This window comes from Arenibacterium halophilum (genome assembly GCF_005938225.1).
Taxonomy (GTDB): domain Bacteria; phylum Pseudomonadota; class Alphaproteobacteria; order Rhodobacterales; family Rhodobacteraceae; genus Arenibacterium; species Arenibacterium halophilum.
Genome location: NZ_VCPC01000006.1, coordinates 45,870 through 68,585, shown reverse-complemented (window position 1 = coordinate 68,585; position 22,716 = coordinate 45,870). Strand labels below are relative to the sequence as shown.

The following is a 22,716-nucleotide window of genomic DNA, read 5'->3' as shown; positions in this document are numbered from 1 at the left end:
CAGGCAAAGGGCAGCGCATCACTGTGCCGCAAAGGGCCGCCCGTGAGCTGGCCAGGGCAACACAGAGTTGCCCTGGCACGTCCTCAACTCGATTGACGTTGCACGAAGAAGCTGAGCCCGGCCACACGTTCCAGCAGCAGAATCGCGATGAAGGTGATGATCACCGAGAGGGTCGAAATCGCGGCCAGCACGGGCGAGGCGTCATCCTGGATGAAGGTGAAGATCTGTACTGGCAGGGTCGTGATCTCTGGCCCGATCAGGAACATCGTCACGGTGACCTCGTCAAACGAGATGATGCCCGTGAACAGAAGCGACGTCAGGATGCCCGAGCGACAGATCGGAAGGATGATGTCCCAAAGGGCGCGCAGTTCGGATGCTCCCATCACTTCGGCCGCGCGGATCAGATCGGGATCAACCGATTTCAGCGCGACATGGATAGGACGGTAGGAAAAGGGGATCGTCACCATCAGATGGGCCAGAATGATCGCGATCGGCGTACCAACAACCCCCATCGAGGCCATCAGCGCCACCGCGGCCACACCCATCGACGCATGCGGAAAGAACAGTGGCGAAAAGATCGCCAGCTCCAGCCAGCCGGAAATTTTCGGCGCGTACCGCAGGGTGAAATAGGCCGCCAGAAAGCTGATCGCGGTGATCAGAACCGCGACCACCGCCGCAATCCAGAGCGAGGTCAGAACCGCCCGCCCCCATCGCGGATCGGTGAAGGCTTCGACATACCAGCGCAAAGACCAGCTTTCCGGCGGGAACTGGATATAGCCCGATCCATTGAACGAGGCACCGAAGACGATGAAGATCGGCGCAGGAAGAAACAGCAGCAGCGCAATGCCAAGCATCTTCATCGTGGGGGTCATCTTGCGCATGGTTTACTCCTGCCCGCGCAGCGCGCGGCGTTCGATGAATTTCAGGATCACGAGGGACACAAAGCTGAGCGACAGCAGACAGATCGACCAGGCGGCTGCCTTGGACATGTTGAACGTCGCCATGACCTCTTGATAAATCTGCGAGCCCACGAATTTTTCGGTGATCCCGCCCAGCAACAGCGGCGTCACGATTGCGCCGACGCAGGCGAGGTAGATCACCATGAGCGAGGTGAAAACGCCCGGTAGCGACAGCGGAAAGACGATCGTCTTGAACGTCTGCCAGCGGCCGGCCCCCAGCACGCGCGAGGCTTCCTCAAGGTTTTCTTCGATCGACAGAAGCGACGCAAGGATCGAGATCACCGCGAAGGGGATCAGAACGTGGGTCAGGCCGATGATGATCCCGGTATCGTTGAACATCAGCTTCAAGGGCGTGTCGATCACGCCGACCCAGCCCAGAAAGGCATTCACGAACCCTTTCGGCCCCAGAAGGATGATCCAGCCATAGGTCCGCACCACCAGGCTGACAAGCCACGGCACAAGCACGACGATCAGCAGCATGTTGCGATGCTTTTCCGATCGCCAGAGCAGCAGCGCAATCGGGTAGGCCAGCAGGACGGCCAGAAGCGCCACGATGATCGAGGTGATGACGGTGCGATAGAAAACAACGTGGTAATCCGGTCTGGCCAGTATCTGTTCGAAATACTTCAGGGAAAACCCGCCGCGGTCCACGAAGGCGTTGGAAAACAGCATGATGACCGAGGTGAAGAACAGCCCCAGCACGATCAGCGCCGGCAGCAGCATCAAGCCTTTCGCCAGCGTTGGTTTTTCGCCCGTGTTCATGCCTGATCTCCGAAGGCGGTTGCCAGATCGGCGGTCAGGGGGGCGAAGACGCGGGCGGCGTCGGCCGCAAAGGCGATACGCACGGATGCGCCCGACGGCAGGGGGCCAAGCGCGTCGGTCATCTGGACCGAGGTCATGCGCGTTCCCTGGGCTTCAAGCGTCACACGAGTCAGGGGGCCGATCACCAGCGTATCGACAACGCGGGCATCGGCGCTGACCATGCCGGGCGCGACGGGTGCCGCGGGATCCGCAATCGCGATTTTTTCCGGGCGCAGGCAGATCGTGACCTTGTCGCCAGCGACAGGGTCCAATCTCCGCGCCACGCTTGTCGGAAGCTCGAATGACCCGGCGCCGGTTTCAACAGCCAGGTTCTGGCCGACCGAGAGAACCTTGCCGGGCAGCTCGTTCACCTCGCCGATGAACTTTGACACGAACAAGTTCTGCGGGTCCGAATAAATGTCCTGCGGAGTACCGACCTGTTGCACGTGGCCATTGCTCATCACCACGATCCGGTCCGAGATCATCGTCGCCTCTTCCTGATCGTGGGTGACGAAAACAAATGTGGTGCGCAGTTGTTTCTGAATGTCCTTCAGCGCGAACTGCAGTTGTTTCCGCAATTGCAGATCCAGCGCCGAAAGCGGTTCGTCCAGCAACAGGATCGACGGCTCCAGCACCAGCGACCGGGCCAGGGCCACCCGTTGTTTCTGCCCTCCCGACAGCTGCGCAATGCGTCGGTCACCCAGGCCGTCCAGCCCGACCAGTTGGATGAACTTGGATACCCTCCGCTGCATCTCGGCTGCATCGGTCTTGCGCAGCTTCAGGCCATAGGCGATGTTTTCGGACACGGAAAAATGCGGAAACAGGGCAAGGTTCTGGAACACCATCCCGATGGGGCGTTTCTGCGTTGGCACCTGCGTCATGTCGCGGCCGTCAATGCGGATCGTACCGCGCGTGGGCGAGATGAACCCCGCAATCAGGCGCAGCAGGGTCGTCTTGCCGCATCCTGATGGTCCGAGAAGTGTCAGGAAGCTGCCGGCCGGGATGTCCAGCGAAACGCTCGACAGGACTTCCGCGTCACCATAGGACTTCGAGACGTTTTCGATGTGGATGCTACCAACTGCGGCATCGCGCGTCGGGGGTGTCATTTTATCGTTCATTTCATGCTCGGCTCTGGAAATCTCGAAACCGGCCGGACCAGAGCCGGCCAGTTTCAGGAAGAAGAAGGCGACGTTAGTTCGCGACTTCTGACATCATCTGCTCGACCATGTTGATGCGCTCTTCGTGATTGTCCCAGACGGTCTTCCAATCCGGCACATACATCTTTTTCAAAAGCTCTTCGCGCGTCGTTCCAAGCGTATCAAGGTACTCCTGCGGCAGTTTCGCCGTGTTGTTTGTCGGGATGCCCCCGCCGTGAACCGACACCGCCACCTGGCTTTCGGCCGAGGCAAGGTAGTTCATGTATTGGGCCGTCTCTTCACGGTTCTTCGACCCTTTGGGCGACACCACGGCATAGGCCAGCATCAGGCCGCCTTCGTCCGGGATGGCGATCTTGATATTGTCCTGGCCTTCTTTCTGCAAATGCCAGACACGCGTGGAATAGAAAGGAACGGCTGTCACTTCGCCCGTGCCAAGCAAGGTGTTCATATGCGCAAGCGAGGTATAGGTGGTCAGCGAATTCGAAATCAGGCCCTTCAGAATGTCGAGGCCGGGTTCGATGTTGGACGCATCGCCGCCAGCCGCATGGGCATACATCGTCAGATCATAGGCGGCGGCATACACAGGTCGGGTGATCGCCAGTTTGCCTTTCCATTTGGGGTCGGCCAGAGACTTCCAGCTTGTGAAATCCTCTGCATCGGCAAGGTCGTCGTTATAGACGATACCATAGTACGCGAAATACGTCGGGATCCCGACGATCAGGCCTTCGTCGTTTCGGATGACGACTTCGGGCGGAAGGTTCTTGACCTCTGGGATCTCTTCGTCGGTGAACCCTTCCAGCAGGTCCGTTCCCGACAGGCCCACGCCTTCGAAAAAGGTGACTGTAACGGCGTCATACTGCGACGCGGTCGGCGACCGCACGGCTCCGGCGGTGTTCGGCACTTCGGCCACCCGCGTTTCTATTCCGGTCTTTTCGCTGAAGGGAACCTGGACGTATTCGCCGAGCGTCCTGGCCCCGCCGCCGCCCCACGTGGCATGGATGACCTCGGCTGATGCGGTCGAGGCGAGCGTGGCGACAAACCCGACTGTCGCGGCCTTGATAAAGCTGTTCATGATAATCCCCATTGGTTGCGGCCTGACTATTGCCGGCCTTGGTATCTTTCCACTCTGCTTGGCCCAATGCCGACCTGTAAAATTCAATAGTAGATTGTTTTCATAACTTGAAAGCATGTCCTTGATGTTTGGTGCTGTGCGGCGCTTACTTTCCGCATTCATGCTGCTGCGCAGCAATAAGAGTTCGGATTTAGTAAATGAACATAGATAGTTGAGTGGTTGCGACCCAAATAACTTTAGGGAATGGCATGGCCATACCTTTGCATTATCCGACACCGCACAAACCGCTTACTGTTCAGCAAGCACCAAAGAAAACAGGATTTCGGAATGATACGAGCGGACGTCGCCGTCAGAACCTTGGACAGATGCCGGGTCGATGTCTGTCTCGCAAGTCCGGGATCATCGGAACTGCATATCCTGTCAGCGCTTGATGCGGCGCCGACGAGTCGCCCGGCGCTGATTTCGCAGGATCTTCTTGCCACGGGTTCGCCCGTAACACAAAGCGGCCGACGGGATGGGTTGTCTCAATCCGGGTCACGCCTGGTCGGGATAGGGTTGTGAGCGAAACCGCCGACATCATCGTCATCGGCGGCGGAATTGCCGGGGCGTCCCTGGCCTGGCAGCTTCGGGGCACGCACCGTGTTGTCATTCTCGAGTCCGAGAACAGCCCGTCACACCATGCGACGGGCCGATCCGCCGCACTGATGACGCCCTATGCCGGGGCGCCCATGATCCGCGCGGCCAGCCTTGCCAGTCGGTCGTTCCTGTTGTCCCCGCCAAACGGGTTCAGCCCGGTGCCGCTGACGTCATCCCGTGGGGTTTTGCGTCTGGCGGCAGAAGACGGTCGCGACACGCTTGTTGCGGCGCTGAAGGAAGGGCTGGAGATCGGGCGGCCCCTTTCGATGCTGGGACGAGATGATCTTCTGGCGATGGGGCTGCCTATCTCCGAACGTGTCACCTGTGGTCTGCTGGACACCGAAGCACAGGACATAGATGTCGATGCCCTTCACCGATCCTATCTGAAGGGGTCACAGGCAGACCTGCGCTTGAACGCTCCGGTCCAGAAGATACGGCGTTCCGGCCCGGACTGGATCGTTGAAACGCCACAGGGTGCCATAACCGCTCCGGTCGTTGTGAATGCGGCGGGGGCCTTTGCGGATAGAGTCGCGCAGCTGGCCGGGCTTGCGCCGATCGGCCTGACGCCCTGCAAGCGCACGATTGCGCATTTCGACATCCCCGGCCACCAGACGGCACAATGGCCACTGTTGGCCGACCCCCAATTCAGCTTTTATGTCAAACCCGAAGCGACTGGCATTCTTCTGTCGCCCTCAGATGCCACACCATCTGACCCGGGCGAGGTATGGCCCGACGATATGGATATCGCGATCGCGGTGGACCGGATGCAAGACTGGCTCAAGCTGACGGTCAGGCGCCCAAAGGCAAGCTGGTCGGGGCTGCGCAGCTTTTTCCCCGATGAAGACCCGGTCGCGGGCTTCGATGCCGAAGCGGATGGTTTCTTCTGGTACGCCGGGCAGGGGGGCTATGGCATCCAGTCCTCCCCGGCGTTGTCGCGGGTGGCGGCGGCCATCCTGCGAAACGATACGATACCGCCCGATCTGACGGCGGCCGGTCTGACCGGCGCGGCGCTCTCCCCTTCACGGTTTTCAGAACAACTCAGGAAAGGCCTGTCATGACCCGATTGTTTATTGGCGGCATTGCGACCGAGACCAATAGCTTCAGCCCGATCCCGACTACCATGTCAGACTTCGAAGCCGGGGGCGTCTTTTATGGCACCGCCACGCAATCCGAACCCCTGCATTTCACCGCCCCGCTGCACGTGTGGCGCAAGCAGGCCGAAGCCGAGGGAATCGAGGTGGTCGAGGGCCTGATGGCCGCGGCGCAGCCCGGCGGCACCACGCTGACCCACGTCTGGGAAGAGTGGCGCGACCGCCTGCTTGCGGATGTGCGCCGCGCCGCGCCTCTCGACATGGTTCTGCTGAACCTGCACGGCGCAATGATCGCCGCAGATGAATTCGATTGCGAAGGAGAGCTGCTGGCAGGCATCCGCGACATCTGCCCCGATGCGGTTATCGGCTGCGAATTGGATCTGCATTGTCACCTGACAAGAAAGATGATGCAGGCCGCCGATCTGATTGTTCCCTACAAGGAATACCCCCACACGGATACTGTCGAGCGGGCCGAAGACCTTTGGGCGCTGGCGCTACGGACGCAACGGGGCGAGATCTACCCTGTTGGCGCAACGTCCGACTGCAATATGCTGTCGGTCTGGCACACGACGCGAAAACCGATGAGCGATTTCGTCGCCCGGATGTCGGCACTGGAGGACACCGGCGAAGCCCTGGCTGTCAGCTTTTGTCACGGGTTCGCGCTTGGCGACATGCCCGAGCTTGGGTCGCGAACGTTGGTCTACACCGATGGCAACGCCGAAGCTGCGCAGGCGTTGGCCGATACGTTAGCTACCGAGGTCTGGGACATGCGCAACGAAACCCGCACCCCCATGATGAACGAAGCCGAAGCTGTCGCCGCCGCACAGGCCGCCCCGCGCGGTCCGGTCATCATCGCCGATGTCGCTGACAATCCCGGCGTCGGGGCAGGGGCCGACAGCACATACCTGATTAGCGCGCTGATCGACGCCGATGCAAAAGGCGCGGTGGTCGGTCTGCTGTTCGATCCCATGGCCGTGTCCACCTGCGTCGGGGCAGGCAAGGGCGCAAACCTGAACCTGCGGATCGGGGGCAAATTCAGCGCGCGCTCTGGTCCGCCGCTTGATCTTGATGTCACGGTGCGGGCTGTCGTCGATGATCTGCCGCAAACCACGGTGGCGGGCCAGAAGATGTCTTGCGGTCGGGCCGCGGTGGTTGAAACCGATGGCGGCATTCGCATCGTGCTGATCGAACGGCGCGTTCAGACGTTCCACCCCGATGCCTTCACGCAGCTTGGCGTAGATCTGAAAGACGTGCCGATTGTCGTGGTGAAATCCACCCAGCATTTTCATGCGGGTTTTGCCCCCGTGGCGGGGGAGATACTTTATGCGCGCTCGCCAACGGCCGTGCAGTTCGAAGGGCCAGAAAATCCATATCGCCACCGCGATGGAAATTACTGGCCGCTGACGGAAAATCCGGCGCGGGGTTAGAGCGGTCAGATGTCAGCGCTCGGGCTCGTCCGCATAAAGGCAACGGTACCAGAGGACGGACAGGACTTCGGTCACATCCTCTTCGGTCCGTGCCAGCGCCTTGATATGCGGCGGCGGCTGGATGAAGGTCAGGCGAAGCGCTTCGTCCGCCATAAGTATCAGAAAGCGCAGGGCCAGCAGGGCCCTGTCTTCGGACTGATCGAAATACCAGGAGGCCCCGCCCCGGCGGCTCAGATCGCGCAGCAGGATTTGTGCCCACCGGTGATTGATCGCGTCGCGATTGTTCAGCAGGTCGGGGCGGTCGTGGAACAACGCGCCGTTGCCAGCCAGAAGGCGGGCGTTTCGGGCGTAGAAAGCCACGTAGAACCGGTTCATCCGGTAAATCGCATCCCACGCCGAAAGGCTGCGCGCCCCACGTGGACGGAATTTCCTGAGCGTCGCGGTAAAGCTGCGCCGGACGGCCGTGGCCGCTTCGGACCGGTTCTCAAAGTACAGATAGAACGTGCCGCGGGCCAAACCTGCGCGTTTGACAATGCCGTCGATGGTAAGGGCCTCGTACCCATTCTCCTGCAACTCCAAAGCGGTTGCAGCCAATAGCGCAAGACGCGTCCGGTGACGCTTGCGCTTGTCCGTCGCGTCTGACGCGCGGGCGGACAGAATTTCGATCAGGTCGGGGGCATCGGTGGCGTCCATAAGAGTCTTATCCGCCAGCAAACCCGCAGTTTCAAGAATGACAAGATCCTCGTTGACAGAGCAAATAATGACAGTAACGTCATAAATGACACAAACGTCATAAATAGTCGAGAGGTGGAGACCCCAATGTCGGTTGCCGGTCTGAATTTCAGACACATAACGAAGCGATATGGACCGGTCGTTGCGCTTGATCGGTTCAGCCTGGATGTCGCGCCCGGCGAATTCATGACGTTCCTTGGCCCTTCCGGTTCAGGCAAGACCACGGCGCTGAATATTCTGGCCGGCTTCACCTCTGCGACCGAAGGCGACGTGCTGATCGGGGATCGGTCGGTCGTCGATCTGCCCCCCGAAAAGCGCAACGTGGGCATGGTTTTTCAAAGCTATTCGCTGTTTCCGCATCTGACTGTCTTTGAAAACGTCGCCTTTCCGCTGCGTCTGCGCGGCGCGTCCGCTGACACCATCAAGCAAAAGGTCGGTTCCGTGCTCGACATGGTCAAGCTGGCAGACTTTGGCGGACGGATGCCAAACGAACTGTCGGGTGGCCAAAGACAGCGGGTCGCCTTTGCCCGGGCCGTGGTCTTCGATCCGCCCGTCTTGCTGATGGATGAACCCCTGGGCGCGCTGGATCTGAAACTTCGGGAACAGATGCAGCTGGAGATCAAGCGGTTCCATGCCGAGATCGGCTGCACGATCATTTTCGTCACGCACGATCAGGGCGAAGCACTCACCCTGTCGGACCGGGTAGCGGTGATGCGGGATGGACGCATTGCGCAGGTTGGCTCCCCTCAGGACATCTATGATCGGCCAGAGTCGCAATATGTGGCCGAGTTCATCGGCCGCACGAACCTGTTTCAGCTTCGGCGGGGGCAGGGAGGTACATGGGATATTCCCGACCTTGCGGCAGCTGTGTCGGGCATCGCCGAGGCGAATCTGAGCCAAGCGGCCCTTTCGGTCCGGCCGGAAAAAATTCGCCCGGTTCCGGCGGGGGCGCAGGCGGATCAAATCGCCTTCGATGCGAAAATATCCGACGTCGTCTTTCAGGGGGACCACGTCCAATACGAAGCCGTCGCTCAAGGCGGTAAGACCCTGATTTTTCAGGACCATCGCGGCCCAGGAAGCGAACTTTTGCCAAAGGGGCTGGCGGTCCGCCTGGGCTTTTCAGCCTCCGATGCAGTGCCTGTGGAACGCGAAACGGCCTGACCCCAACAAGGAGGAAACCACATGAATAAGCTACTCTTGGGCGCCGCGGCATCGGTGATGCTGGCGCAGCCCGTACTTGCGCAGGACAAGGTTCTGACAATCGCCGGGTCCGGCGGTGTCGTCAAAGAAATTTCCGAACGGGTGTTCCTGCCGGCGTTCGAGGAGGCAACAGGCTGGTCGACCAAGTTTGTCGCGGCCGAAAGCAACATCCTGCTCGAGGTTCGCACGATGGTCGCCAGCGGCCAGATGCTTTACGACGCGATGGAGGTCTCGGCCTCGGCCTATCCGCAGGCGGTTCGGGAGGGGCTTCTCGAGCCGATCGATTACAAGTTGCTCGATCCGAACAACGAGCTGCCCGACAAGGCGAAGAAAGAGTTCGGCGTTGTGGCCGCATCCTATTCCACCGTTCCCGTCCAGCGGCTCGACAAGAATCCTGAAGGCCGCAAGATGGAAAGCTGGAGCGATTTCTGGGACGTCGAGGCGTTTCCCGGTCCGCGGTCGCTGAAGCAGCAACCCGAATACAATCTGGAATTTGCCCTGCTGGCCGATGGCGTGGCCTTGGATGATCTCTACGACGTGCTTGGCACCGAAGAGGGCGTGGACCGTGCGTTCGACAAGCTGGACGAGCTGAAACCGCACATTCCTGTCTGGTGGACGTCCGGTGCACAATCGGTCCAGCTTCTGTCGGATGGAGAGGTGTTCTATTCGACCACCTACAATGGTCGGGTCGGAAAGCTTCAGGAAAGCGGCATCGACGTTGAAATCATGTGGAACGGCGGCGCGCTGCATACCAGCCACGTCGGCATCCCGAAGGGCGCACCGAATTATGAAGCCGCGCATGAATGGGTTCGTGTCCGCACGATGCGTCCCGACCTCGAAGCCGAATACGTCAAACATCTGCCGTATCCCAACTTTGCCCCCGGCCTGTTCGACGCGATGACCGAAGAACAAGCGAAAACCATGCCAACCTATCCCGCCAATGCGGACCTTCAGTTCGTCGCGAACGAGGAATTCTGGGCCGACAACATCGAGCGTATTCGCGAACGTTTCGACGAATGGCTGCTTGAGTGATCTCAGCCGGGCGGGGCCATGGCCCTGCCCCCGTTTCTTTTTCTTCTGACGCACTGATAGATCCGAATGAGCGCCCGTTCCTACCTTTGGTTATTTCTGCCCGCCCTTGCGCTGCTGCTGCTGTTCATCCTTGCACCGGCGGCCGATCTGCTCCGGGCCAGCATGTTCGACCCGGACTTCACGACCGAGCATTTCGCACGCCTCGTAACCCGCGGGGTCTATATCGACGTCATGCTGAGGACGATCCGGGTGTCTTTGATCGTCGCGGTTTGCTGTACGATCATCGGCTACCCCATTGCGTATTTCATCAACCTGCAACCGCGCAGTCGTCAGACCATCCTCCTGTTCCTGATCCTGATCCCGATGTGGATGTCGATCCTGATCCGCACATTTGCCTGGATCGTCGTGCTGGGGCGTGACGGCCTGCTGAATGAAGCACTGGCCGCCGTGGGGCTGATCGACGAACCGGTCCGTATGCTGTTCACCTCTGGCGCGGTTCTGGCGGCGATGGTGCAAATCTTGCTGCCGATCCAGATCCTCACCTGCTACGCGGCGATGACCGAGATCGACTTTGACCTGATCCGCGCCGCGCGCGTGCTGGGCGCAAAGCCACGACAGGCCCTGATGCGGGTGTTTCTGCCACTCAGCCTTGATGGCACGATCACCGGCCTTGTCATCGTCTTCATGCTGTCGATGGGGTTCTTCATCACGCCCGCATTGTTGGGCGGCCGGCAGGACACGATGATCGCGAATCTGATTGAATTTCAGGTTCAGCGCCTGAACTGGAGCTTTGCCGCCGCGCTTGGGCTTGTGCTGCTGCTTCTGACAATCGTGATGATCGTTCTTCTGCGTGGGCTGGGCCGGATGGCAGCGCGGCGCATTCTGAAAGCGGGGCTGTAACCATGAACCTCATGAAAGCCTCGCTCGGCTTGCGGATCTACTTCTGGGTCGTGGTCGCCTACATGATTTTCCCGGTATTGATCGTGATCCCGGTGTCCTTCTCAAGCTCGGAGTTCCTGCGCTTTCCGCCGCAGGACATCAGCGCCCGCTGGTACATGGCCTATTTCAACGATCCGGTCTGGATATCGGCGACAGTGACAAGCTTTCGCGTCGCCGTGCTCTCGACGCTGATTTCGACCACGGTCGGGACGATGGCCGCACTGGCGATCAGCCGTGCCCCGCACCGCAGCCAGACACCGCTGACCTATGCCGCGACGGTGCCGATCCTGATCCCGCATATCTTCATTGCACTTGGTGTTCTCATCCTTGCCCTTCGGCTTGGCCTGACAGACAGCGAAATCACCTTGGCGCTGGCCCATGCGGCCGTCGCGATGCCCTTCGTCGTGCTGATCACATCCGCAGCCATCCGGCAGATCGACCCGACCATTGAACGCGCCGCGCGGGTTCTGGGGGCCGATCCTTTCCGGGCCTTCCGCGTTGCGACGCTGCCGCCGCTGATCCCTGCCATCGTGGCCGCGGCGATCTTTGCGTTCTTTGTCAGCTTTGACGAACTCATCATCGCGCAGTTCCTGATGAAAGGCAGTGAAACGCTGCCCATGCGAATCTGGGCCGACCTGCGGCTCGACATCAGCCCCGTGGTCGCCGCCGTATCCGGCCTGCTGATCGTGGTGACGACCCTGGCGATGATGATTGCCGAAATCCTGCGACGCCGCACCGTGCGGACGCTCGCCCCCTAACCGAAATCACGCAAGAGGACATCATGGGTATCAGGTACGAAAAGCAAGGCTCTGTCGCGACCTTCACGATCGACAACGGCAAGGTAAACGCCTTTACGCCCGAGATGCACAAAGAACTGTATGACGCGGTCAAGGACTTCTGCGCCGACAGATCCGTCCATGTCGGTATCCTGACCGGTGCAGGCGATCGGGCGTTCTGTGCGGGCGATGACATCAAGAACCCTCATGGGCACCAGTCCCAGGCCGATGCCTTGTCGGCGCATTTCTTCCCCTCGACCGACGAAGAGGCGCATCTGCGTCCGGGGTGGGAACGTGAATTGCGGGCGCTGGAACGGTTCAAACCGATTGTCGGCGCCATCAATGGGCCCGTCGTGGGAATGGGTGCGATCTACATGCTCAACCTGACAGACATTCGCATCGCAACGCCGAATGCCTTCATTGGCCTGCCGGAAATTGCCTATGGCATGGCGGGCGCTGGCGGATCGACCCAATTGGCGCGGCAGGTGCCGCCCGCAGTTGCCATGTGGATGGTTCTTCTTGGGGAAAACATGCCAGCCAAAGACGCGCTGAAGCACGATCTGTATAACGAAGTGGTTGCGCCAGAGATGCTGATGACCCGCGCAAACGAACTTGCCGAACGGATTGCCGCCCTGCCACCGATCTCGGTCCGGGTCGAGATGGAAGTCACCAAGCGCGCCGCCGAGATGTCGCGCTCCGAGGCGCTGAATCTCACGTCGCATCTGTATCGGCTTCAGCGCGCCGCGCTGACAGCGCAAGGCGGGTTCACCTCGCTTCCTCTTGCCAACGATTGACAGGATCAAACCAATGCCCGGTGATTATGGCGTCGCCCAGATGATGGAACAGCGGTCCGTGGCCGAAGCCGCCGACTATCCCGACACAATCGGCGATCTGGTCGACCGTGCGGCCGATACACACGGCGATGCAACGCTTGCCAAGTGGATCGAAAGCGGCGTTACGATGAGCTATGCCGAATTTGCCGAAAAGACCCGGAAGCTTGCGTCTTCCCTTGTGGCACGGGGTATTCGCAAGGGAACCCATGTCGCGGTGATGCTGCCGAACGTTGCGGCCTTCCCGATCACATGGGTCGCGCTTGGCCGCATCGGGGCCGTCATGATCCCCGTCAACGTGGGCTACACCCAGCAAGAACTGACCTTTGTCCTGACCGACGCCGACGCCCAGTTCGTGGTGATCGACGAAAGCGCGTTACCAGCGCTCGAGGCGATGGAAGCGCTACCGCCCCTGCTGTCCGATACCCGCATCATCGTCCACGGCGGCACCCGTGCAGACGGTCAAAGCTGGGAGGCGCTGCTGGACAGCGGTGACCCGGAGTTCACCGCACCGTCGCCAATCTCGCGAAACGACCTGCTGAACCTGCAATACACCTCGGGCACAACGGGGTTTCCCAAGGGCTGCATGTTAAGCCATGACTACTGGGTGCTGATCGGATCACTGGCCGCGCATTGGCGGGGATCATCGGGCGACGTGAAGAACGTGCTGATCTGGGCCCCGTTCTACTACATGGATCCGCAATGGCAGTTCCTGATGGCGATGCAACTGGGCGGCACGGCCAAGATTGCGCCGCGCATGTCGATGACGAAGGCGTGGGATTACATGGTAGATGAAGAAATCCATTACTGCATCTTCCCCGAACCCGCGCTCAAGGTCTGGCCCGAAAGCGAAACCGACAAAAAGCTGCACCTGAAATTCGTCTCGATCTTCGGGTGGAGCGCGGAGTCCCGCAAGGCGGCCGAAAGACGGTTCGGCTGTGTTGCCCGCGAAAGCTTTGGCATGACCGAAATCGGCGGCGGGCTGATGGTCCCCGAGCAGGCCGGCGAAAAAGCCTATCAACGAACGTGTGGCATCCCCGCCGCCTTCCGCGAGGCGCGGATCGTGGGCGCGGATGGCAAGGACGTGCCGCAGGGCGAGGTCGGAGAACTCTGGATCGCAGGGCGCGGTATCCTTTGGGGCTATTACAAGCGACCGCAGGCCAACGCCGAAGGGTTTTCGGGGCGCTGGTTCCGCACCGGCGATCTGTTTCGCCAGGACGAAGACGGGTTCTTTCAGATCGTGGGCCGGATCAAGGACATGATCCGCCGCAGCGGGGAAAACATCGCCGCGCAAGAGGTCGAAGCCGTGATGACATCCATCCCCGGCGTACTCGAGGCCGCGGCCGTCGGCGTACCGGATCCGCGCCGGGGGCAGGAAGTCAAAGTCTACCTGCGCCTGTCCGAGGGCGTGAGCCAGCAGGATGTATCGCCCGAGACTGTGATCGCACACTGCAGCTCTCGGCTGGCCAGGTTCAAGACGCCCCGCTTCATCGCCTATGTCGATGAGTTTCCCCGCACGGTGTCCAACAAGATCCGCAAGGGGGACATCACCCCCGACGGCACCCATCCGCGGGCCGACAGCTGGGACCGGACAGAAGGTCGCTGGCTGACCGCGGCTGATGCAGATGCGCAGACAGGCTGAGCCATGACGAAACCGCGCCTTTTCATCGGTGGTATCGCGACCGAGACAAACACCTTTTCCACCGTGCCCACAACGCTGCGCGACTTTGAGAAGGGCAATCTGTTCTACGGCGACGCGACCCGGTCTGAACCTCAGCATTTCACCGCCCCTTTGCACCTGTGGCGCAGTCAGGCCGAGCGCGACGGTTTCGACGTGGTCGAAGGTCTTTTGGCGGCGGCCCAGCCGGGCGGAACAACCCTTGCAGCGGTTTGGGAAAGATTGCTGTCACGTCTGGTTCAGGATGTGGTGCAAGCCGGACGGCTGGATGTGATCCTGTTGAACCTGCATGGTGCGATGGTCGCAGACGGAGAGTTCGACTGCGAAGGCGCGCTGCTGGCGGCCATCCGCGACATCTGCCCGGGTGCCATCATCGGATGCGAGCTTGATCTGCACTGTCATCTTACCGACCGGATGATGCAAAACGCTGACCTGATCGTGCCTTACAAGGAATACCCGCACACCGACATCGTTGCGCGTGCCGAAGACCTCTGGCGCCTTGCGCTGGCCACCCATCGGCAAGAGATAAACCCAACAATGGCGATGGCCGACTGTCACATGGTATCGACGTGGCACACGACGACCCCGCCGCTGTCCGATGTCATTCAGGATCTGCATCGGATGGAATCCGACGGCACGGTTCTGTCCGCCAGCTTCTGCCACGGATTCGACTTTGGCGATACGCCCGATATGGGCGCGAAGACACTGGTTATCACGAATGATGATCCGGCCAGCGCAGAGCTGGCCGCGCAGGCTCTGGCACAGCGCGTCTGGGCCATACGCGAGGCGACCCGCATCACACGTCTTGACCAGACCGAAGCCGTTGCTCAGGCGATGGCGACCCAAGGCGGTCCCGTCGTCATCGCCGATACGGCCGACAACCCGGGTATCGGGGCAGGGGCCGACAGCACATACCTGCTGACGGCGCTGATCGACGCGCAGGCAAAGGGCGCGATTGTCGGCCTGATGTACGATCCGATGGCCTGCGAGATTTGCTTCGATGCCGGGGCTGGGGCGGGGCTGACCCTGCGGATCGGCGGCAAGTTCTGGCCGCGCTCGGGTCCGCCCGTCGATCTGGACGTCAGGGTTATGTCACTGACACCCGATCACGTGCAGACAGCGGTGTCCGGTCAAAAGATGCGATGCGGTAATGTCGCGGTGGTCGAAACAACGGGCGGGGTTCGGATCGCGCTGACCGACCTGCGGGTCCAGACCTTCAATCCCGACGCGTTTACGGGTCTTGGTCTTGATCTGACGACCGCGCCGGTGATCGTTGTCAAATCAACGCAGCATTTCTACGCGGGTTTCGCACAGGTGGCGTCACACATCATCTATTGCGAGACACCCACGGCAATCATTTACACCGGCCCGGACAACCCGTTCCGCCACCGGGATGGGGATTACTGGCCTTTGGTTGATGTGCCCTCGGCCTGGCAGGGTGCCGAGGCACAGGTGAGTTGAAAATCAGCGCATGATGGATCTGCGCCTCATGGACAGCACCACTGCCAAAAATAGTATGCGCAACGGGCAAAGGCCACGCGACCCCCAATATGCATACACCAAACATCCACGCACGTGTCGCGGCATTCATCAACCGTATGATGCACTTCTGGAGCGCGCGAACGTCAACCACGATTCAACATAATGTTGATTATCGACCAGATTTTACCCCGGACGTGTGACAGTGCCCTTCGCAGCTACGAACGGTCCGAGGAACAGGATGACCCTGTGGCGACGTCCCCAACCCTGGCCCGACCGGACCGGGCAGCACCCGCAGCAGGCCAAGCGCCATTTGGACCCGGGGCAGCAACCCCGTCACCAGACCAGCCGCGAAGTGATGCCGCCTGTTGACCTTACCGCAACAGGGAAATCAACTCCGGAATATACCGATTTCCCTCGCCCGCTTTCACCTGCCCTTCATATATGCCCTTGACGGCGCTCGCGACTTGCTCAGACACTGCCAATTCCCGTACCATCGAATGATAATATCCCGTGTCCTTTGCTGCATTTGACAGCGAAAAGACAAAACCCTCCGGATCACGCGCCAGAAGATAAGATCTGAACCGGTCCAGAATCACGCCGCGTCCGCCACCGTTTTCAAGAACGTCCAGCAAGATCGAAGGATCGATTCCCGATTTTTCGGCCGCCGTTGCAGCCTCTGCCAAAACTGCCGAAAATCCGAGTGATACAAAATTGTGGATCAACTTAAGTGTATGCCCCGATCCAACAGCCCCGGCATAGGTGATATTCTCGGCAAAAGCCTGAAGCAGGGGCAAGTGCTCCTTGAACAGGTCCTCTTCACCTCCGACGATCAAATTCAATCGCCCTTCTGCCGCTTCTTTCGGAGTCCGGGTCATTGGTGCGTCCAGAAAAACGCCACCGGCGGCTTTTACCTTCAAGGCAATCTCGATTGTTGAGGTCGGAATCGCCGTTGAACAATCGATGACCACTGTACCGTCTGTTATACCTGCCAGAACGCCGTCAGATCGAGTCAGAACATCTTCGATCTGAGGAGTGCCCGTCACGCACAGAATAACGACATCGCAGTCACGGGCAATATCCGCGCCTGTCGCGCACGACAGTGCACCCAGCTTGTCCAGATCATCTGTTGGCTGATTGCCCGGATGGTCCAGGTAAGAAATTGGCCAACCAGATTTTGCGATATTATATGCGATCCCATGGCCCATAAGGCCGACACCGATAATTCCAACTTTATTGTTTCCCATGACGGCTTCCTATTTCACATTTCCGATACTGACGAATTTTTCTTCGAGATAGTCTTCGATGCCATAGCGGGATCCCTCACGCCCAATACCCGACTGCTTGACGCCCCCAAACGGGCCGACTTCCGTTGACGTCGCGCCTTCGTTCAGACCAACGATCCCGTATTCCAAAGCCTCGATAACGCGCCAGCTTCGGTTCAGATCATTTGTGAAAACATAGGAAGCCAATCCGAATTCCGTATCATTGGCCATTTGGATCGCTTCGTTTTCTTCACTGAACCGGACAAGTGCGGCCAGTGGGCCAAAAGTTTCTTCAACCAGAACCTTGGCGTCACGCGGCGTGTTTGAAATCACCGTCGGTGTGAAATAGGTGCCGCCTCGTGAATCCAACCCACCGCCCGTCAGAATGGTGCCGCCCTTCGAAACCGCATCGTCGATATGTTCTTGGACCTTTTCGACGGCTGCGTCATCAATCAACGGACCGATTTCAACGCCTTCATCAAACGTCGGCCCAACACGCAACGCTTTGACACGAGCGGTCAGTTGTTCCGCAAAGGCATCATATATTCCATCCTGAACATAGATACGGTTTGCGCAAACACAGGTTTGACCAGCGTTTCTGAATTTCGATGCCATGGTGCCCTGAACGGCGGCCTCAAGGTCGGCATCGTCAAAAACAATCACGGGCGCATTGCCGCCCAGTTCCATCGACACGTTTTTGACCGTCGCCGCGCATTGCGCAAGCAGGATGCGCCCGACTTCGGTTGAGCCGGTAAAAGACAGTTTTCGCACCTTGGTGTTTTCAGTCAGCTCGGCGCCGACTTCGCCAGCAGCTCCGGTGACCACGTTGACGACGCCCGGGGGAATGCCCGCCCGCAGCGCAATATCGGCCAAAGCCAATGCCGTGAACGGCGTGGCGCTCGCCGGTTTTATCACAACCGTACAGCCTGCGGCCAAGGCGGCCCCGGCTTTCCGGGTGATCATGGCAGCCGGGAAATTCCACGGCGTGATCAAGGCTGCAACGCCAACTGGTTGTTTCAGCACCATGAACCGGCGATTATTGGCCGTATGAGGAATGACTTCGCCGTAAAACCGTTTGGCTTCCTCCGAGAACCAATCCAGAAATGTCGCCGCGTAATGGATCTCTCCGATACCTTCTGCCCAGGGCTTGCCCTGTTCCGCAGACAAGATGCGGCCAAGATCCGATGCATTTGCCTCGACCAGATCATACCATCGGCGAATAAGCTTTGACCGTGTTTTTGGGTCGGTTGCCGACCAGCCGCGAAACGCATCTTCCGCGACGTCAATTGCCTGCGCCACCTCAACTCTTCCCATTTTTGGAACATGGCCAAGCGTATTTCCCGTTTCAGGCGTGGTGACCGTGATTACGGCGCTATTCTTCGCCTCGACCCAATCGGCCCCTATCAGACATGCTTGGTGAAACAGCGTGGGATCAGAAAGAGATTGCATGACATATCCTTAGACAAGTTGATTGGAGGGGCGTGTGCCATTTTGAATCGCGGCAAGACCATCGAGCAGCATCATGCCCATCAGATCGCGGGTTTCATGTGTGGCGCTGCCCATGTGCGGAGACATGAAGATGTTGCTAAGCGTTCGATAACGCGGGTCGATTTCAGGTTCACCTGCAAAAACGTCGAGTCCGGCCGCGAATATCTCGCGTCGTTGGAGCGCTGCAATCAGCGCGTCATCGTCAACAATCAAACCGCGAGAAATATTGACGACAACCCCATGCTTGGGAAGCTTTGCAATGCGCGCGGAATTGATCGACCGGTCGGCGGATGACCCTCCGGGCACACAAATAACCAGAAAATCAATCGAAGACATCAGCCCGTCTATCGTGTCGTGATACACGGCACCATCTTCAAGGTCGGGCGTCAAACGTGACCGATTGTGGTAATGTATCTCGAGATCGAAGCCTTTGCAGCGTTTCGCAACTTCGCGGCCAATGCGACCCATTCCATAGATGCCAAGGCGCCGACCGTTCAATCCGTGGCCCAGCATTTGCGTCGGCCCCCAGCCGGGCCAGTTCCCGCTGCGGACCATGTGATCCGCCTCAAACCCGCGCCGACACGCATTCAGAAGCAACAAGAGAGCGGTTTCCGCGCAGGCTTCGGACAACACGTCTGGCGTGTGAAGTACGGAGATCCCGTTCGATTTAGCGGCGTCTATGTCGATGTGATCATAGCCAACGGATAAGGTCGCAATAACCTGCAGCGTAGGCGCAAGAGTCTCTATCACATGCCGATCCACAACTTCGGTTGCAGATACAAAAATGACTTCAGCGCCTTTTGCAGCCTGTGACAATTCTTCGGCTGTCAGAATGCGATCGTCCATATTTATGCGCGCGCTGTAGAGATCCTGTATTGCCGCTTCGACCTTTGGCGTGAATCGTCGTGCCTGAAACGCTGTCAGCTTTGGCATGCCCGCCTCCTTTTGAAGGGTATCGATGTCGCGTATGTTCATGCGTCTGCACAGAATGTCTTGATCGCCTGCGTGACATCCCGGGTTGATCCGGTGCCGCCCAGGTCCCGCGTTTTCGTTGCATCGTCCCGGAACGATTTTTCAATTGCGGAAATGATGCATTGCGCGGCTTCGGATTCGCCCAGGTGGTCAAGCATTTCGGCAGCTGTCCAAATGGCCGCGACAGGGTTGGCAACCCCTTTTCCGGCAATATCGGGGGCAGACCCGTGGACCGGCTCGAACATCGACGGGAATTCGCCTTCGGGATTGATATTGGCCGATGGCGCAATGCCGATGGATCCCGCGATTGCCGGCCCGAGGTCGGACAGGATGTCGCCAAACAGGTTGCTGGCCACGACAACCTCGAACCAATCCGGGTGCAGCACAAAATGCGCCGTCAGGATATCGATATGAAACTGGTCGGTTTCCGCCTCGGGGTATCTTGAAGCCATCTCGGCAAACCGTTCATCCCAGAACGGCATCGAATGCATGATGCCATTGGACTTGGTCGCCGAAGTCACCTTGTTGCGCTTGCGCGTTTTGGCCAGCTCGAAGGCATAGCGCATGATCCGGTCGGTGCCCTTGCGGGTAAAGACAGCCTCTTGCACAGCCAACTCATCTTCGGTGCCGCGGTTGAGGCGGCCGCCAATTTCCGAATATTCGCCTTCGACGTTTTCGCGCACGACGACAAAATCGATGTCTTTCGGACCGCGCCCGGCCAGCGGAGACTGAATGCCATCCAGCAGACGGATACGGCGCACATTGGCGTATTGGTGCAATTCCCGCCGGATCGGCAGAAGCAGCCCCCACAGGGACACATGGTCAGGAACCGTCGGCCAGCCAACGGCGCCCAGATAGATCGAGTCGAAGTCTTTCAGCTGAGCGATGCCATCGCTCGGCATCATCTGCCCGGTTTCAAGATACTTCTCGCAGCTCCAGTCGAATTCCGTCCATTCGACCTTGAAACCAAAGCGGTCCTGCAGGGCCTGCACAATTTCCTGACCAGCGGGAAGAACTTCCTTTCCGATCCCGTCGCCCGGAATGGATGCGATTTTGTAGGTGCGATTGGTCATTGTTGCGCAGGTCTCCTGGTTGAAGGATGGGCGATCATCTGGTCTGTTCTCTGGGCATACGTGTTGCGTGACCGGGCAGCATGCCCGGACCTGGTCCGTTCATTTCATTGGCTAGGCGGCGAGTTGGGTGAGAGTGAAATCTACGCCAGGCGGCCTTTCCTCTTGCGCCGGATCGACGAGACGACCGACAGCGTGACAAGCAACGCGCAGACGATGAGAAGGCAGGCACTTATCGGGGTCTCGAAGAAAACCAGCGGGTTGCCGCGGCCAAGCAGAAGGGCGCGCCGCAGGTTCTCTTCCATCATGGGGCCAAGGATAAGGCCCAGCAGCAGCGGCGAGGCCGGACAATCAAGCTTCAGGAACAGGTAGCCAAGCGCGCCGAGCCCGGCCAGAAGCACCAGTTGGAAGGGAGAATTGGCAACGCTGTAAACACCGATGCACAGGAACACCATGATCGCGGGGTACAGCTGCCGATAGGGAATAGACAGGATGCGCACCCACAGGCCGATGAACGGAATATTGACCCACAGCAGCAGGAAGTTCCCGACCCACATGCTGGCAATCAGTCCCCAGAACAGCTCGGGGTGAGTGGAAATCACCCGTGGTCCCGGCGCAATGCCGTGCATGATCAACGTGCCCAGAATAAGTGCGCCAACCGCATCGCCGGGAATGCCCAGCGTCAGCGTCGGGATATAGCCGGTTTGCGCGGCGGCGTTGTTTGCCGCCTCGGGGGCAACGACACCTTCCATCGCGCCTCGGCCAAAGCGTTCGGGCGTTTTGGACACCCGCGTTTCCACCGTATAGGCCATGAAGGACGCAATCGTCGGCCCCGCACCGGGAAGCGCCCCAAGAAATGACCCAAGTCCCGTGCCGCGCAACGCCGCACCGATGGATCTGTGAAACTCGTCCCGGGTCGGCAGCATGTCTCGCCAGCCGCCTAACGGCTTGATGATCTTTGGCTTGGCGTGGAATTCGAGGTTGCGGATAATTTCGGACAGCCCGAACAGGGCCATGGCAACAACGATAAAGCTGACACCTTCGGCCATGATCGGAATACCAAAGGTAAATCGCATCATGCCGGACACGATGTCGGTGCCCACCAGCCCCAGCAGCAGCCCGACGATCACCATCCCGTAAGAGCGCAAAGGCGAATCCGTCGCCGCCGCAGCGGCGGCAAGAAGGCCCAGCAGCATCATGCTGAAATACTCGGCCGGGCCAAATTCCAGCGCGATCTGAACGATGGCGGGCGCGGCCAGCAACACCAGCATCAAACCGAAACAGCCGCCAAAGAACGATGCGACAGCCGTCATGAACAACGGCACACCCGCCCTGCCCTGCACCGCCATCGGATACCCGTCAAGCGCAACCACAGCCGAGGCCGGTGTGCCGGGCAGGTTCAACAGGATCGACGCGGTCGACCCGCCATACAGCCCGCCGTAAAAGATGCCCGACAGCATGATCAGCGCGCCCAGCGGGTCCAGCCCGAAGGTGAACGGCAACAGCATCGAGATCGCCGTGACCGAGCCCAGACCCGGCAGTACCCCCACGAAGGTGCCCAGCACGACGCCGATAACGCAGTACATGATGTTGCTAAGCGTCAGCGCCTCGCCAAAGCCAAGCGAAAGATTGGCAAGCAGGTCCATTACTGCACCCAAAGCCGGAAGGGCAGCCCAAGGAACTGCTGGAACACCAGCGCCGAAAACGCCGTCATGGCAATGGCAATCAGGATCGTTTCCCGCCAGCGCGTTTCGGCGCTGGCCAGCCCGGAAATCAACACGCAGGCAAGGCAGGCCGCGATCAGGCCAACGTTATCGATCAGCGCGGCAAACGCCAGAATGGACGCGCTAAGGGACAGCAGCGGTCGGAGGTAAATCCGCGAAATGGGCTGCGGACGTTGCCGCAGAAAGGCCTTGCCGCTCAGCGCCAATCCCATCAGGCACAGAACACAGCCCAGAACGATCGGAAAATACCCGGGCCCCATTCGGCGTGTCGTACCCATATCGTAATCCGCCGCCCCCAAGGCAAAGGCGCCGCCGATCAGCACGAACAGCAAGCCCGACAGCATCTCTTTGTCGGTCAACATTTTCAGCATCGTAACTCCTCCCCAGG

Annotated in this window: 20 protein-coding genes; 9 read left to right on the top strand and 11 right to left on the bottom strand. The window is 59.6% G+C overall.

The genetic code is table 11. The features are described 5' to 3' along the window. Positions 1 to 83: 83 nt before the first annotated feature. From FGK64_RS20385 to FGK64_RS20370, 4 genes are all read right to left on the bottom strand, one after another. Positions 84 to 881 carry an ABC transporter permease gene (locus FGK64_RS20385; protein ID WP_138865716.1) on the bottom strand — a complete coding sequence of 266 codons (798 nt, stop codon included), beginning with the start codon at positions 879 to 881 and terminating at the stop codon, positions 84 to 86. Between the two features lie 3 nt (positions 882 to 884). Beyond that, positions 885 to 1,721, bottom strand: a complete 837-nt coding sequence (locus tag FGK64_RS20380) for an ABC transporter permease (RefSeq protein ID WP_138865715.1) — start codon at positions 1,719 to 1,721, stop codon at positions 885 to 887. Beyond that, positions 1,718 to 2,866 (bottom strand): ABC transporter ATP-binding protein, encoded by a 1,149-nt coding sequence (locus tag FGK64_RS20375; RefSeq protein WP_171054173.1) that lies wholly within the window; start codon positions 2,864 to 2,866, stop codon positions 1,718 to 1,720. Before FGK64_RS20375 ends, FGK64_RS20380 begins: the two co-directional genes overlap by 4 nt. Positions 2,867 to 2,951: 85 nt before the next feature. Then, the gene (locus tag FGK64_RS20370) at positions 2,952 to 3,989 is read right to left on the bottom strand and encodes an ABC transporter substrate-binding protein (RefSeq protein ID WP_171054172.1); all 1,038 of its coding nucleotides are present in this window, start codon (positions 3,987 to 3,989) and stop codon (positions 2,952 to 2,954) included. A gap of 557 nt (positions 3,990 to 4,546) precedes the next feature. On the opposite strand from FGK64_RS20370, the gene FGK64_RS20365 reads away from it, so the two are divergent. Both FGK64_RS20365 and FGK64_RS20360 read left to right on the top strand, forming a co-directional pair. Further along, the gene (locus tag FGK64_RS20365) at positions 4,547 to 5,683 is read left to right on the top strand and encodes an NAD(P)/FAD-dependent oxidoreductase (protein WP_171054171.1); all 1,137 of its coding nucleotides are present in this window, start codon (positions 4,547 to 4,549) and stop codon (positions 5,681 to 5,683) included. Next, entirely contained in the window at positions 5,680 to 7,143 is a 1,464-nt protein-coding gene (locus FGK64_RS20360; RefSeq protein ID WP_138865711.1) for a M81 family metallopeptidase, read from the top strand. The genes FGK64_RS20365 and FGK64_RS20360 overlap by 4 nt, the downstream gene beginning before the upstream one ends. A gap of 12 nt (positions 7,144 to 7,155) precedes the next feature. Here the strand turns inward: FGK64_RS20360 and FGK64_RS20355 are convergent, their stop codons facing one another. Then, entirely contained in the window at positions 7,156 to 7,836 is a 681-nt protein-coding gene (locus FGK64_RS20355) for a TetR/AcrR family transcriptional regulator (protein WP_138865710.1), read from the bottom strand. Positions 7,837 to 7,962: 126 nt separating this feature from the next. Here FGK64_RS20355 and FGK64_RS20350 point away from each other — a divergent pair, with 126 nt between their 5' ends. The 7 genes from FGK64_RS20350 to FGK64_RS20320 all read left to right on the top strand — a co-directional run bounded on the left by FGK64_RS20350 (position 7,963) and on the right by FGK64_RS20320 (position 15,791). Continuing rightward, entirely contained in the window at positions 7,963 to 9,036 is a 1,074-nt protein-coding gene (locus FGK64_RS20350; protein ID WP_138865709.1) for an ABC transporter ATP-binding protein, read from the top strand. 21 nt (positions 9,037 to 9,057) lie between these two features. After that, a complete protein-coding gene (locus FGK64_RS20345; protein ID WP_138865708.1) occupies positions 9,058 to 10,107 on the top strand; it encodes an extracellular solute-binding protein in 1,050 nt (349 codons plus the stop codon). Between the two features lie 66 nt (positions 10,108 to 10,173). Further along, complete coding sequence (locus FGK64_RS20340) at positions 10,174 to 11,007, top strand: ABC transporter permease (protein WP_138865707.1); 834 nt, start codon at positions 10,174 to 10,176, stop codon at positions 11,005 to 11,007. A gap of 2 nt (positions 11,008 to 11,009) precedes the next feature. After that, entirely contained in the window at positions 11,010 to 11,804 is a 795-nt protein-coding gene (locus tag FGK64_RS20335) for an ABC transporter permease (RefSeq protein WP_210236601.1), read from the top strand. Between the two features lie 23 nt (positions 11,805 to 11,827). Beyond that, entirely contained in the window at positions 11,828 to 12,616 is a 789-nt protein-coding gene (locus FGK64_RS20330) for an enoyl-CoA hydratase/isomerase family protein (RefSeq protein ID WP_138865706.1), read from the top strand. 13 nt (positions 12,617 to 12,629) lie between these two features. Next, on the top strand, positions 12,630 to 14,294 hold the full coding sequence (locus FGK64_RS20325) for a class I adenylate-forming enzyme family protein (protein WP_138865705.1): 1,665 nt from the start codon (positions 12,630 to 12,632) through the stop codon (positions 14,292 to 14,294). A gap of 3 nt (positions 14,295 to 14,297) precedes the next feature. Continuing rightward, on the top strand, positions 14,298 to 15,791 hold the full coding sequence (locus tag FGK64_RS20320; protein ID WP_138865704.1) for a M81 family metallopeptidase: 1,494 nt from the start codon (positions 14,298 to 14,300) through the stop codon (positions 15,789 to 15,791). Between the two features lie 392 nt (positions 15,792 to 16,183). Here the strand turns inward: FGK64_RS20320 and FGK64_RS20315 are convergent, their stop codons facing one another. From FGK64_RS20315 to FGK64_RS20290, 6 genes are all read right to left on the bottom strand, one after another. Beyond that, positions 16,184 to 17,056 carry an NAD(P)-dependent oxidoreductase gene (locus FGK64_RS20315; RefSeq protein ID WP_138865703.1) on the bottom strand — a complete coding sequence of 291 codons (873 nt, stop codon included), beginning with the start codon at positions 17,054 to 17,056 and terminating at the stop codon, positions 16,184 to 16,186. Between the two features lie 9 nt (positions 17,057 to 17,065). Beyond that, on the bottom strand, positions 17,066 to 18,523 hold the full coding sequence (locus tag FGK64_RS20310; protein ID WP_138865702.1) for an NAD-dependent succinate-semialdehyde dehydrogenase: 1,458 nt from the start codon (positions 18,521 to 18,523) through the stop codon (positions 17,066 to 17,068). A 9-nt stretch (positions 18,524 to 18,532) separates the two neighbouring features. Beyond that, the gene (locus FGK64_RS20305) at positions 18,533 to 19,495 is read right to left on the bottom strand and encodes a 2-hydroxyacid dehydrogenase (protein ID WP_138865701.1); all 963 of its coding nucleotides are present in this window, start codon (positions 19,493 to 19,495) and stop codon (positions 18,533 to 18,535) included. 38 nt (positions 19,496 to 19,533) lie between these two features. After that, entirely contained in the window at positions 19,534 to 20,607 is a 1,074-nt protein-coding gene (locus FGK64_RS20300; protein ID WP_138865700.1) for a tartrate dehydrogenase, read from the bottom strand. A gap of 140 nt (positions 20,608 to 20,747) precedes the next feature. Further along, positions 20,748 to 22,250, bottom strand: coding sequence for a tripartite tricarboxylate transporter permease (locus FGK64_RS20295; protein WP_138865699.1), 1,503 nt, complete (start codon positions 22,248 to 22,250; stop codon positions 20,748 to 20,750). After that, the gene (locus tag FGK64_RS20290) at positions 22,250 to 22,699 is read right to left on the bottom strand and encodes a tripartite tricarboxylate transporter TctB family protein (protein ID WP_138865698.1); all 450 of its coding nucleotides are present in this window, start codon (positions 22,697 to 22,699) and stop codon (positions 22,250 to 22,252) included. Before FGK64_RS20290 ends, FGK64_RS20295 begins: the two co-directional genes overlap by 1 nt. Between the last annotated feature and the right edge of the window lie 17 nt (positions 22,700 to 22,716).